A 12239-nucleotide genomic window follows, 5' to 3' on the forward strand; every position below is an offset into this window, starting at 1 on the left:
CTGCTGTGCTCGCTGCCGATATAAGGCTTGGGTTGGGCCGAATGCAACTCGTGATCGGGGAGGGCCCCGCACGCGGCGCAGGGTTCGGGCAGACCTACCGCCTCACCGGCCCGGATCATCCGCCCGCGCCGCCAGCGCCAGGCCGGTCAGCGCCTCTATATCCTCGATTGCCCGCGCGATGCCGTCCTCCGCCCGGATCGCGGTGCCCAGACGGTTGGCGGCGGCGGCAATCTCCTTGTCTGTGGTGGCTTGCCGCAACGCGGCGGCAAAACCCTGTGCGGTAAGCTTCTTCTGCGGGATCGGCGGCGGGCCGAGGCCGAGCCGATGCACCTTCGCGCCCCACCAGGGCTGATCGCCGAAGAAGGGCACCACCACCTGTGGCCGCCCGGCCCGGATCGCGGCGGCCGTGGTTCCGGCACCGCCGTGGTGAACCACGGCGGCCATCCTCGGAAACAGCCAGTCGTGCGGCGCGGTGTCGATCTGAATGATCGTGTCGGGCAGGTCGCCTGGTTCCAGGCCGCCCCAGCCGGTGGCAAGGATGCCCCTGACCCCGGCCTGTCCAAGCCCCTCCACCACGGTTCGCGCCAACCGCTCGGGCGAGCGCCCGGCCATCGAGCCGAAACCGACGTAGACCGGCGGCGGCCCGGCCGCGAGAAAGGCCGCCAGCTCCGGCGGCGGGGTCCTGTCTTCCTCGTCGAGAAACCAGTATCCGCTCATCCGCGCCCAGTCCGGCCAATCGGACGGCGCCGGCAGAACCCGCGGGCTGACCGCATGCAGAACCGGAATCGGCTGCCCGCTGGATGCGCGCATGAGATCGAAGCGGCGCTGGTCCGGCAATCCATGGGACGCCCGGGTGGCGCGGACGAAATTCCGCGCCGACCGCCCGAGAAGACCGCTTGCCATCCGGTAGGTCGCCCGGTTCCACCAACCGATCCGCAGATCGGGAAAGCTCATCATCGGGGCACTCGCGGTCGGCACGAGAAGCGGCAACAACAGCGCCAGAACGACGGGAACACCGCACTTCTCGGCGATGGCGGGCGCGGCGTAGGCCTTGGGATGGAACAGGATGAGATCGGGCTCGGCGCTCTCTGCGGCGGCCCAGCAATCCTCGATGATCTCGCGTTGCATGGGGCCCACTCGCCACAACATGCTGACCATCCGCACCAGCGATTGCAGGGCGTTCTCGCTGTTCTCGATCATTTTCCGGCCGCGCGGCGTATCGAGCACCGCGAGCAAGGCGTCCGACAAGGGTGCAAAACGCAGGCCATGGCCGGTGACGAACCCGGCAAAGCGGGCGGCGGTGGCGATCGTCACCACATGCCCGCGCGCTTTCAGACCGCGGCCGAGCGCCACATAGGGCTGAACATCACCGCGCGTGCCATAGCTCAGGATCAGGATATTCATCCGGTCTGAATAGCACGCGGAAAATCTCCTCGCCAGACAGTCTCAGCGCCCGGCGATCAACTCGGCCTGGCGCACGATCACCTCGGCCTGTTTCATGCTGGCGATGTCGATCAGCTTGCCTTTCCAGGTCGTCGCCCCAAGGCCGTTCTTCTTGGCTTCCTCCATCGCGGCGAGAATCTCGCGCGCCTCTGCAACGGCTTCCTCGGTGGGGGAAAAAACCTCGTTGGCGAGCTTCACCTGCTTGGGGTGGATCGCCCATTTGCCAACCATGCCGAGCGTCGCCACCCGGCGGGCATGGGCGATATAGGCGTCATCGTCAGAGAAATCGCCGAACGGCCCATCGACCGGCAGAACGCCGTGGGTGCGGCAGGCGGCGACGATGGCCGACACCGCGTAATGCCACGGATCGGGATAATCGGTCTTGCCCTCGTGAATCATGTAGTAATTGGCCTGCGTGCCGCCGATCCCGGTGGTCGCCATGCCCATCGAGGCGGCGAAATCGGCGTAGCCAAGGCTCATCGCCTGCATCCGGGGGCTGGCGGCGGCAATCTCCTCGACATGGGCAATACCCGCCGCCGTTTCGATGATCACCTCGAAGCTGATCGGCTTCATCCGCCCCTTGGCACGCTCCACCGCGGTCACCAGCGCATCGACGGCATAGATGTCCATCGCGTTGCCCACCATCGGGATCATGATCTGGTCGAGCCGGTCGGAGGCGTTTTCCAGAAGCTCCACCACGTCACGATACCAGTGCGGCGTGTCGAGCCCGTTGATCCGTACCGAGAGATACTTGTCGCCCCAGTCGATCTCGTGGGTGGCGGCGATGATGTTTGCGCGGGCCTTGTCCTTGTCATCGGGGGCCACACTGTCTTCGAGATCGAGGTTGATCACGTCGGCCGACGAAGCCGCCATTTTCTCGAACAACTCGGTGCGCGAACCGGGGCCGAACAACTGGCTGCGGTTGGGGCGGGCCGGGGGCGCGGGCTGCGGGCGGAACGACATGGGAGAAACCTCCGGGCAAGTTTGTTTCGATCTGACTGGCGCAAGGGATAGATAGTTGCGCGCATTCGGGCAAGTCGAATCTCGCAATCGCAGCGAGGATTGCGCCGCATTGCGGCGAGAACAGGGGCAAATCCCGAGAAATCGTGACTTGCTGCAATATTCTCCCTCATTGCATAATCCTTGCGCTTGATCTTGCGAAGACTTTGCCCGAACACCGCGCGATCCTGCGCCAAACGATGGAGTCTGTCATGATCGAAACACCCTATCTCCTGTTCCTCGGCGACGCGCCCGACCAGCTTGCCGCGAAGGTTGCCCAGGGCATCAAGGACTGGCGTCCGGAAAACGCCGTGGGCCAGTTCCGCATGGACGGCTGCAAGGCCGATCTCGGCCTGACCGACATGACGCTGCAGCAGGCCAAGGCCGCCGGCGCAAAAACTCTGGTAATCGGCGTCGCGAACCGCGGCGGCGTGATCAGCCAGGCGTGGAAAAAGGTTCTCGTGACGGCGTTGGAAGAGGGTTTCGATCTCGCCTCCGGCCTGCACAACCTGTTGCGCGACGAGCCCGACCTCGTGGCCGTGGCCGAGGCGACCGGGCGGGCGCTGCATGACGTGCGCGTGCCGGAAGTGAAATACCCCATCGCCAACGGGGTGAAGCGCTCGGGCAAGCGGTGCCTCGCGGTGGGCACGGATTGTTCGGTCGGCAAGATGTATACCGCGCTGGCGATGGACCGCGAGATGCAGGCGCGGGGCATGAAGGCCACCTTCCGACCCACCGGCCAGACCGGCATCCTGATCACCGGCGACGGCGTGCCGCTCGACGCGGTGGTGGCCGATTTCATGGCCGGGGCGGTGGAATGGCTCACCCCCGACAATGACCCCGACCACTGGGACCTGATCGAGGGGCAAGGCAGCCTGTTCCACGTCTCCTATTCCGGCGTGACCCTGGCGTTGATCCACGGCGGCCAGCCCGACGCGCTGATCCTCTCGCACGAGCCCACCCGCGCCCATATGCGCGGGCTGCCCGGCTACAGCCTGCCCGGGTTGGAAGACCTGCGCGACATGGCCCTTGCGCTTGCCCGGGTGGCCAACCCGGCCTGCGAGGTGGTGGCGATCTCGGTCAACACCCAGGCCATGACTGACGACGAGGCGACGACCTATCTCGCCGATCTCGAAGCCCGCATGGGCCTGCCCGCCACCGACCCTTACCGCTACGGCGCGGGCAAGCTGGTGGATGCCCTCGCGGCATTGGGCTAGCGTCACTGGCAAGGCCGGGGTGCGCGCCCCGGACCGCCGCGAGCAATTTCCAGACCGGGGAAGGACTGACCATGCGCCTGACGGTGAATCAAGAGCGGTTTGCGCTGGCGGAGGTGTTCACCATCTCGCGCGGATCGAAATCCGAGGCCGCGGTTCTGACCGTGCGCGCAGAAGATGCGGGCGCGGCGGGGTGGGGCGAATGCGTGCCCTATGCCCGTTACGACGAGACCCTTGAGAGCGTGCGCGCCGAGATCAAGGCCCTGCCCGAGCGGTTTTCACGCGCCGAGTTGCAGGGCCTGCTGCCCGCCGGAGCCGCGCGCAACGCGGTCGATTGCGCGTTGTGGGATCTCGAGGCCAAGCAGGCAGGCAAGCGCGCCTGGGAGCTTGCCGGGTTGCCCGCGCCGGGGCCGGAGATCACCGCCTTCACCCTCAGCCTCGGCACGGCGGAGGAGATGCGCGCCAAGGCAGCGGCGAACGCCCATCGCCCGCTGCTGAAAATCAAGCTCGGCACGCCCGACGACATGCCCCGGCTCGAAGCGGTGCGCGCAGGCGCGCCGAAATCCCGCATCATCGTCGATGCCAACGAGGGCTGGACGGCGGAGGCCTATGCCGATCTCGCGCCGCACCTGATCCGCCTCGGGGTGGAACTGGTGGAACAGCCCCTGCCCGCGGGGGCCGACGACATGCTCGCCGAGATCGCCCGCCCCCTGCCCGTCTGCGCCGACGAAAGCTGCCATGACCGGGCGAGCCTGCCCGCGCTCCGGGGCAAGTATGACGTGATCAACATCAAGCTCGACAAGACCGGCGGGCTGACCGAGGCGCTTGCCCTGCGCGATGCCGCCCGCGCCGAGGGCTTCCGGGTGATGGTCGGCTGCATGGTCGGCTCCTCGCTGGCGATGGCCCCCGCCGTGCTGGTGGCGCAGGGCGCGATGGTGACCGATCTTGACGGCCCGCTGCTGCTGGCCGAGGATCGCCCCCATGGCCTGCGCTACGACGCCGCCGGGGTGCACCCGCCGGAGGCCGCGCTTTGGGGGTGAGGATGAAGCTGATCATCGGCAACAAGAAGTATTCCTCATGGTCATTCCGGCCATGGATCGCCATGCGGGTGAAGGGCATCGCCTTTGACGAGGAGCTGATCCCGTTCGACGACGACGCGGGCAACCCGGCGATCAAGGCGGCAACGCCCGCGGGCAAGGTGCCGGTGCTGGTCGACGGCGAACTGGTGGTTTGGGAATCGCTCGCCATTCTCGAATACCTCGCTGACCGCTTCCCCGACGCCGGGTTCTGGCCCGAGGAGATCGCTGCCCGCGCCCGGGCACGGTCGATGGCGCACGAAATGCACGGCGGCTTCGGCGCTCTGCGCTCGGAATGCCCGATGAACATGGCCCGCGAGGTGCGCCCGATCGCGGTATCTGACGGCGTGCGCCGCGACGTGGCGCGGATCGAACAGCTCTGGAGCGAGGCGCTCGATGCCTCCGGCGGGCCGTTCCTCCTTGGCGACTTCAGCAATGCCGACGCGATGTTCGCCCCGGTGGTGAACCGGCTTGAAATCTACGCGCTCAGCACGCATGAAGCGGTGAGCCGATACAGCGCCGCGATGAAGGCGCTGCCTGCCTGGTCCGAATGGGACGCGGCGGGCCGCGCCGAGCCGTGGATCGTGGAACAGGACGAAGCCTGAGGGCCGCCAGAAGGAGCAAGCCGTGAGCCGGATTGTCTATGTGAACGGAGACTACCTGCCCGAGGAAGACGCGAAGATCTCGATCTTCGACCGTGGCTTCCTGATGGCCGACGGGGTGTACGAGGTCACCAGCGTGCTCGGTGGCAAGCTGATTGACTTCGACGGCCACGCCGCGCGCCTCGCCCGCTCGCTCGCCGAACTCGACATGGCCCAGCCGATCAGCCACGAAGACCTGCTCGCCGCGCACCGCGAACTGGTGGCGCGCAACGACATCGAGGAGGGTCTGGTCTATCTCCAGATCACCCGCGGCAATCCCGGCGACCGCGATTTTGCCTTTCCCGACCCCGAAACCACCCCCGGCACCGTGGTGATGTTCACCCAGTCCAAGCCCGGCCTCGCCGCCAGCCCGGCAGCGAAAACCGGCATCCGTGTGATCTCGATCCCCGATCAGCGCTGGGCGCGGCGCGACATCAAGACGGTGCAACTGCTCTATCCCTCGATGGGCAAGATGGCAGCACTTGCCGCCCGGGCCGACGATGCGTGGTTCATCGAAGACGGCATGGTGACCGAGGGCACATCGAACAACGCCTACATCGTGAAGGGCGGCAAGATCATCACCCGCGAACGCTCGTCCGACATTCTCCACGGCATCACCCGTGCCGCCGTGTTGCGCTACGCCGCCGAGGCGCAGATGGAGATCGAGGAGCGCAGCTTCACCCTCGCGGAGGCGCAAGCCGCCGACGAGGCCTTCGTCACCTCTGCCACCGCCTTCGTCATGCCGGTGGTCGAGATCGACGGCGCGAAGGTCGGAACCGGCACCCCCGGGCCGGTCGCCGCGCGGTTGCGCGAGATCTACCTCGAGGAAAGCCTGAAAACCGCAATCTGATCCGGGCACCGGCGCTGCGGCGCATTGCCCCGATTGCGCGGTTTGACGCGGGCGCCGGCAATTTCCCCCTTGCCTTGAAGGCTGCTCTCGGGCCTGTCTTGTCGTGCCGATGTTGCTGACAAGGGGAACAGCATGAGCAAGGGATTGGGCGCGCTCGTCTTTGTCGCCGGTGTGGCCGCACTGGGCTACTGGGGCGCGAAATCGCACGCCGTGACGATGGAACAGAAGATCGCCGACGCGGCCGGAGCCGTCATCGCGCAGGCGGTGCACCCGATGGAGGTTGCGGTCAGCGGGCGCGACATCACCCTGACCGGCACCGCCGACACCGAGGCCGAACTCGGCGCACTCGTCACCGGACTCGACGGCATTGGTGGGCGTCGGGTGGTGAACGCCGAAGGCGTCATGGTTCTGCCGTTGATCGAGCCCTACGAAACCGCGCTCGCCAAGGCCGCCGATGGCAGCATCGCGGCCACCGGCTACGCCCCCACCGCCGCCCTGCGCGACGCCCTCGCCGCCGACCTGCCCGCGATGGCAGACCTGCCGCTCGGGCATGGCGCGCCCGACGGCTGGGCCACGGCGCTCGGCGCCGGGACCGCCGCGCTGGCACCGCTCGAAGAAGGCAGCGCCGCGCTCACCGGCCCCACCTTCACCCTTGCAGGCGTTGCCGCCACCCCGTTTGAAGACAGGGATGCGCGGGCCGCACTGGATCGGCTCGACGGGTTCGACACCGTTGTCGCGATCGAGGTCCTCGACCCCGGCATCGTCGATTTCAACCTCGGCTACGACGCCGGCGAAGGGTTCCGGCTTGACGGCATCGTGCCGGGATCGCTCGGCAGCGACGGCATCGCCGCCGCGCTCGGAGGCGTCTCGCTCGAAGGTGACGTTGGCACCACATATGCCGACCTCGACGGGATCGAGCGCGTTCTGGGCGGCCTCGGCACCCGGCTTGGCCTGCTCGAAACCTTCGATCTCGCCGCCAGCAGCGACGGCATCAGCCTTTCTGCCGCAGCGATGGCCGGGCTCGACGCAGGCACCGTGAGCGCTGCCCTGGCCGAAAGTGTCGGCGAGGAAACCGCGCTGTCGGTCACAGCGGGAGACGCGCCCGCCGATGGTGCCGAGCGGGTGAACGCCGCCACCGGCCGGGCACAATTCGCACAAGGCGGCATCTGGATGAACGCGCCGGATTTCGAGCCCTCCAAGGCCGCCTGCACCCGCGCGGCCCGCGAGACCGTCGAAGCCGCGCCGATCCGCTTCGTGACCGGGTCGGCCGAGCTTGATCCGGTGTCGCTCGCCACGGTCAACGACGTCGCCGGGATCATCCACCTGTGCACCCGCGACGCGGGCATGCGGGTGGTGATCGGCGGCCATACCGATGCAGAGGGCGATGACGCAACCAATTATGCGCTCTCGCTGGCCCGGGCACGCGCGGTGCGCGACGCGCTGGCCGCGCGCGGCATCGCCGCCGGGCGGATGACAGCCATGGGCTACGGCGAAACCGAACCCGTCGCCGACAACGACACCGAGGAGGGCCGCGCGCAGAACCGCCGCACGACCTTCGAATGGCCCGGGTGATCCGGGGCCGAATCAAGGAGACATCGCATGTTCGAAGAATGGGGTTTTCTGATCGGGGAGATGGTGCTGCTCATCATCCTCGCCGCCCTTCTGGGCCTCCTCGTCGGCTGGATCATCTGGGGCCGTCGAGGCGCGGCGACCAGCGCCGAGACCGATCACTTGCGCGCCGAACTTGCCGCCTGTCGCCAGGAGGCGAGCGCCAAGGATACCCGGATCGCCGCGCTCGAGGGCGATCTGGCCGCCGCCCGTAACGAAGCGCAAGCCGCCGAGAAAGCCGCGATGGAGGCCGCCGCCGAAGCGGTTGCCGTGGCCGAGGCGGTCGAGGCCGATCACGGCGCGCACCCGGTCCATCCCGCTGGTGAAACCGAAGCGGTCGGGGTGAAACCCGCCGCCCTTGCCGCCCCCCGGGAAGGCGGGCCCGACGATCTGAAACAGATAAGGGGCGTCGGCCCGAAGCTCGAAAAGCTCTGCCACGCCCTCGGATTCTACCATTTCGACCAGATCGCGAACTGGACGGCGGAGGAAATCGCCTGGGTCGACGCCAACCTTGAGGGCTTCAAGGGCCGGGTAACCCGCGACGACTGGGTGCAGCAGGCCAAGGTTCTGGCGGAAGGCGGCTCCACCGCTTTCGCCGACAAGGTGAAAAAGGGCGACGTCTACGAATGACGCCACGCCGGCCCGGCAATCAAGCCCGGGTCAGTCGAAGCGCCAGCTCGATGCGGTGACGCCGCCGAAGATCCCCTGCTGGTGGTAGATGCGCGTGGCAACTGCGCGTTCCGCCGCTCCCAGTGCCACGAACAGCGGCACAAGGTGATCTTCGCGCGCATGACAGGCGCGGGCATGGGGCGCGGCCTCCCAATCGAGCAGCGCCTTGGTGCGGGCGTCGGACTCATCCGCAAGCGTGTCATCCAGCCAGGCGTCAAAGGCCTCGGAGGGCACCTGCGCGCCGGGTCCGAAAAGCCTCAGGTTGTGGTAGCTCAGGCCGGAACCGACAATCACCACGCCCTCGTCGCGCAAGGGCGCAAGCGCGCGGCCGAGGCGAAAGTGCTCGGCGGGGTCGTAGCTGTCCAGCAACGAAACCTGGAACATCGGCACATCCGCCTGCGGATACATCACGAAGGCCGGCACGAAGGCGCCATGGTCGAACCCGCGCGCCGCGTCGAGCGCAACCTCAACCCCCGCCGCCGCGATCAGGCCAGCCGCGCGCTCGGCGATCCGGGGGGCCCCCGGGGCGGGATAGCCGATCTCGTAGGTGTGGGCCGGAAACCCGCCGTAGTCGTAGACCATCGGCGGGTGCGCATTGTGCATGACCCGAACCTCGCTCGCCTCCCAATGACCCGACACCATCAGGATCGCCTCGGGCGATTGGGGCAATCCCGCGGGGATCGCCGCGAGCGACGCCTCCAGCGGCGCGAACTCGGCGTGCATCTCGTCGATCCACGGCCAAGGCCCACCGCCATGGGAGATGAAATAGCTCGGCATTCGTGTCATGGCAGCCTCCGTGCAAGGTGCAGCCATCCTGACATGTTCCGGCCCCGGTGTATTCCCCGCGCGCCGAACAGCCCGCGCGCGCCTGCGCACATGTTTTCACGGGTCCGAAAATACCTCCGCCGGAGGCAAAAAAATCATTCGGCGCGACCTCGCCGCCGCCGTTGTCGTCCGGGGCGCGCGCCCCGCCGCGCGCACGCGCGGCGCGGATCGGCCCGCCGCAGGCGGGGCGAAACCGTTCAGCGCTTTTCGCCGCGCACGTTTTCCCTGAACGCCACCTCGAATTCGGCCTGCTTCTCGGGGCTCGCCTCGGTCTGGTTCCGGGCTTTCCAGTCGTCGTACGGCATCCCGTAGAAGGCTTCGCGGCCCTCGTCCTTGGTCATCGCGATCCCGCGTTCGTTGGCGGCCTCCTGAAACCAACGGCTCAGGCAGTTGCGGCAGAAGCCGGCGAGATTCATCATGTCGATGTTCTGCACGTCGGGTCGGTCATCCATCAGGTGCCGGCGCAGCCTGCGAAAGGCCGCCGCCTCAAGCTCCACCCGGGTCTGGTCGTCGATATCCATGCGCTGTCCTCCCTGCTTCAAAGCTGGGCCGCGTCGAGCACTTCTTCAAGGATCGGCGCAAGCCGTTCGGCCCAGGCCCATTGTTGCGCGTCGGTTCGGATCAGGTCGTTCCTGAGTTCCACCAACACGTTCACGCGCCCCGGCCGGATCGCGTGGCGATCGACACTGTCACCGTCGAGGTGGCCGCCGTAAGGTTCGTTTTCACCGACGCAGAGATCAGGTTCGGCGTGCAGTCGGCGCAGCAAGGGCTGGGCGAAGCGGTCGTCCTTGCCGTAGAGCACGCCGATGTGCCACGGCCTCGGCTCGCGCCCGCGCAACTGCCGGGTGAAGGAATGGATCGCGACGTAAACCGTGTCGTCGCGTCGCGCCGCCATCCGCGCCACCGCGCCGTGGTAGGGCCGGTAATAGGCGTTGAGCCTGCGCTCCTTCTCGGCGTCGTCGACGTGCCGGTTGGCCGGGATGATCGTGCCGTCATAGAGCTTCATCAGCACCGTGGGATCGTCCTCGCCCCGGTTCGGGTCGATCACAAGGCGCGAGAAATCCGACATCACCACCGGTGCGCCAAGCAACTCACCCAGCCCGATGGACACGCCCGCCGCACCCGGGTCCCAGGCGATGTGGCGGGCCATGTCTTCGGCGGGCAACCCGAGGCTGCCGCCATTCACGTCGGGCGGGACGGTATTGGACGCATGGTCGCAGGTGATGAGCCAGCGGGAGTCGCGCTCCTCGCCAAGCACGTGAAAAGGCAGGTAGGTCATGAAACTTTCGTCTCTCTGGTTCAAAGCGTTCTAGAGCGCATTGCGGGCGGTGAAAACAGGTATTCCCCACAAGCCCTGGCAGCGTGGCCAAACCGAAAGCGCCAGTTGCGAGCGCCGCGGATTTCGGGCATAGAGCGCGCAACCCGCCGTTACCGCAAACACGGCGCAGAGACGAAGGAAAAGGCATGCAACGCCGACGCAAGATCAAGATCGTGGCCACCCTGGGCCCGTCGTCCAATGATTACGACACCATCCGGAAGCTGTTCGAGGCCGGTGCCGACGTGTTCCGGATCAACATGTCGCACGGCACCCATGAAGAGCATCGGGTCCGCCACGAGATGATCCGCCGGGTCGAGCGCGACCTCGGCCGGCCAATCGCGATTCTCGCCGACCTGCAAGGCCCCAAGCTGCGCTGCGGTGTCTTCGCCGCCGGAGCGGCCGAACTCGAGGAAGGCCAGACCTTCCGCTTCGATCTCGACAAGGCACCGGGCGACAGCCACCGCGTGCGCCTGCCGCACAAGGAAATCTTCGACGCGCTGGAGACGGGGTCCACCCTTCTGGTCAACGATGGCAAGATCCGCCTGCGGGTCGACGAAAACGGCGAAGACTATGCCAATTGCACCGTGATCGTCGGCGGCACGATTTCCGACCGCAAGGGCGTGAACGTGCCTGACGTGGTGCTGCCCGTGGCGGCGCTCTCGGAAAAAGACCGCGACGACCTCGAATTTGCCTGCGAACTGGGGGTCGACTGGATCGCGCTGAGTTTCGTGCAGCGCGCCGCCGACGTCGAGGAAGCCCGGCGGCTGGTCAATGGCCGCGCGGCGGTGCTCTCCAAGATCGAGAAGCCCGCAGCGGTCAAGGCCTTCGACGAGATCCTCGAGGTCTCGGACGGGATCATGATCGCGCGTGGCGATCTCGGGGTCGAACTGCCGGTGCAGAACGTGCCGCCGATCCAGAAACGCCTCACCCATGCCTGCCGCGCCGCCGCCAAGCCGGTGATCGTGGCCACCCAGATGCTCGAAAGCATGATCGAAAGCCCGGTGCCAACGCGCGCCGAGGTCTCGGACGTGGCGAACGCGATCTACGAGGGCGCCGACGCGGTGATGCTCTCGGCGGAATCGGCAGCGGGCAACTACCCGATCGAAGCGGTGATGACGATGGTCAACGTCGCCGTCGAGGTCGAGAGCGACCCGACCTATCGCCGGGTGATCGAGGCGAGCCGCACGGTCGAGCGGCGCACCGTGGCCGACGGGCTGGTGTCCGCGGCGCGCGAGATCGCCGAAGCCACCGACATCAAGGCGATCTGCTGCTTCACCCAGTCCGGCACCACCGCGCTGCTCACCGCGCGCGAGCGCCCGCGTGTGCCGATCCTTGCCCTCACGCCGCTGGAAGGCACTGCGCGCAGGCTCTGCCTGAGTTGGGGCATCTCCTGCCATATCACCTCCGACAACGTCGATCGGTTCAAGCTCGCGGTGGTTTCTGCGGCCCGCGCCGCGCGCGCATCGGGGATCGTCGGGGAGGAAGACCAGATCGTTGTGACCGCCGGCGTGCCGTTCAACGTGCCGGGCACCACCAACATCCTGCGTGTGGCCCCCTGCGCCGAAAGGTTGATTTTCGCCACCGACCCGGAATAAT

General features: G+C 67.3%; 12 protein-coding genes. 7 read left to right on the top strand and 5 right to left on the bottom strand.

What is annotated here, in order from left to right; all coding sequences use genetic code 11:
• Nucleotides 1-102: 102 nt before the first annotated feature.
• Together B9Y97_RS05685 and B9Y97_RS05690 are read right to left on the bottom strand one after the other, a co-directional pair.
• Nucleotides 103-1404 (bottom strand): glycosyltransferase, encoded by a 1302-nt coding sequence (locus B9Y97_RS05685; protein ID WP_085525836.1) that lies wholly within the window; start codon nt 1402-1404, stop codon nt 103-105.
• Between the two features lie 42 nt (nt 1405-1446).
• Entirely contained in the window at nt 1447-2406 is a 960-nt protein-coding gene (locus tag B9Y97_RS05690; RefSeq protein ID WP_085525837.1) for an HpcH/HpaI aldolase/citrate lyase family protein, read from the bottom strand.
• Between the two features lie 248 nt (nt 2407-2654).
• Here B9Y97_RS05690 and dgcN point away from each other — a divergent pair, with 248 nt between their 5' ends.
• From dgcN to B9Y97_RS05720, 6 genes are all read left to right on the top strand, one after another.
• On the top strand, nt 2655-3659 hold the full coding sequence (gene dgcN, locus B9Y97_RS05695; RefSeq protein WP_085528122.1) for an N-acetyltransferase DgcN: 1005 nt from the start codon (nt 2655-2657) through the stop codon (nt 3657-3659).
• Between the two features lie 71 nt (nt 3660-3730).
• The gene (gene dgcA, locus B9Y97_RS05700; RefSeq protein WP_085525838.1) at nt 3731-4696 is read left to right on the top strand and encodes an N-acetyl-D-Glu racemase DgcA; all 966 of its coding nucleotides are present in this window, start codon (nt 3731-3733) and stop codon (nt 4694-4696) included.
• Between the two features lie 2 nt (nt 4697-4698).
• On the top strand, nt 4699-5337 hold the full coding sequence (locus B9Y97_RS05705; RefSeq protein WP_085525839.1) for a glutathione S-transferase family protein: 639 nt from the start codon (nt 4699-4701) through the stop codon (nt 5335-5337).
• A gap of 22 nt (nt 5338-5359) precedes the next feature.
• A complete protein-coding gene (locus B9Y97_RS05710) occupies nt 5360-6223 on the top strand; it encodes a D-amino-acid transaminase (protein WP_085525840.1) in 864 nt (287 codons plus the stop codon).
• A gap of 132 nt (nt 6224-6355) precedes the next feature.
• Entirely contained in the window at nt 6356-7795 is a 1440-nt protein-coding gene (locus B9Y97_RS05715; protein WP_085525841.1) for an OmpA family protein, read from the top strand.
• Between the two features lie 27 nt (nt 7796-7822).
• Complete coding sequence (locus tag B9Y97_RS05720) at nt 7823-8461, top strand: hypothetical protein (RefSeq protein ID WP_085525842.1); 639 nt, start codon at nt 7823-7825, stop codon at nt 8459-8461.
• Nucleotides 8462-8491: 30 nt separating this feature from the next.
• Here the strand turns inward: B9Y97_RS05720 and B9Y97_RS05725 are convergent, their stop codons facing one another.
• The 3 genes from B9Y97_RS05725 to B9Y97_RS05735 form a co-directional block, all read right to left on the bottom strand.
• Nucleotides 8492-9286: a DODA-type extradiol aromatic ring-opening family dioxygenase gene (locus tag B9Y97_RS05725; protein ID WP_085525843.1), complete on the bottom strand. Its 795-nt coding sequence runs from the start codon at nt 9284-9286 to the stop codon at nt 8492-8494.
• 236 nt (nt 9287-9522) lie between these two features.
• Nucleotides 9523-9846: a DUF1244 domain-containing protein gene (locus B9Y97_RS05730; RefSeq protein ID WP_085525844.1), complete on the bottom strand. Its 324-nt coding sequence runs from the start codon at nt 9844-9846 to the stop codon at nt 9523-9525.
• 17 nt (nt 9847-9863) lie between these two features.
• Nucleotides 9864-10604: an N-formylglutamate amidohydrolase gene (locus B9Y97_RS05735; protein ID WP_085525845.1), complete on the bottom strand. Its 741-nt coding sequence runs from the start codon at nt 10602-10604 to the stop codon at nt 9864-9866.
• Between the two features lie 185 nt (nt 10605-10789).
• Between B9Y97_RS05735 and pyk the strand changes: the two genes are divergently transcribed.
• Entirely contained in the window at nt 10790-12238 is a 1449-nt protein-coding gene (pyk, locus tag B9Y97_RS05740; RefSeq protein ID WP_085525846.1) for a pyruvate kinase, read from the top strand.
• Nucleotide 12239: the final 1 nt, after the last annotated feature.

It is taken from the genome of Maritimibacter sp. HL-12 (assembly GCF_900177545.1).
GTDB lineage: Bacteria > Pseudomonadota > Alphaproteobacteria > Rhodobacterales > Rhodobacteraceae > Sinisalibacter.

What these genes read in the sequence shown, in the direction of transcription:
- B9Y97_RS05685 (WP_085525836.1), bottom strand. Translation starts at nt 1,404, where the DNA reads ATGAATATCCTGATCCTGAGCTATGGCACGCGCGGTGATGTTCAGCCC.
- B9Y97_RS05690 (WP_085525837.1), bottom strand. Translation starts at nt 2,406, where the DNA reads ATGTCGTTCCGCCCGCAGCCCGCGCCCCCGGCCCGCCCCAACCGCAGC.
- dgcN (WP_085528122.1), top strand. Translation starts at nt 2,655, where the DNA reads ATGATCGAAACACCCTATCTCCTGTTCCTCGGCGACGCGCCCGACCAG.
- dgcA (WP_085525838.1), top strand. Translation starts at nt 3,731, where the DNA reads ATGCGCCTGACGGTGAATCAAGAGCGGTTTGCGCTGGCGGAGGTGTTC.
- B9Y97_RS05705 (WP_085525839.1), top strand. Translation starts at nt 4,699, where the DNA reads ATGAAGCTGATCATCGGCAACAAGAAGTATTCCTCATGGTCATTCCGG.
- B9Y97_RS05715 (WP_085525841.1), top strand. Translation starts at nt 6,356, where the DNA reads ATGAGCAAGGGATTGGGCGCGCTCGTCTTTGTCGCCGGTGTGGCCGCA.
- B9Y97_RS05720 (WP_085525842.1), top strand. Translation starts at nt 7,823, where the DNA reads ATGTTCGAAGAATGGGGTTTTCTGATCGGGGAGATGGTGCTGCTCATC.
- B9Y97_RS05725 (WP_085525843.1), bottom strand. Translation starts at nt 9,286, where the DNA reads ATGACACGAATGCCGAGCTATTTCATCTCCCATGGCGGTGGGCCTTGG.
- B9Y97_RS05730 (WP_085525844.1), bottom strand. Translation starts at nt 9,846, where the DNA reads ATGGATATCGACGACCAGACCCGGGTGGAGCTTGAGGCGGCGGCCTTT.
- B9Y97_RS05735 (WP_085525845.1), bottom strand. Translation starts at nt 10,604, where the DNA reads ATGACCTACCTGCCTTTTCACGTGCTTGGCGAGGAGCGCGACTCCCGC.
- pyk (WP_085525846.1), top strand. Translation starts at nt 10,790, where the DNA reads ATGCAACGCCGACGCAAGATCAAGATCGTGGCCACCCTGGGCCCGTCG.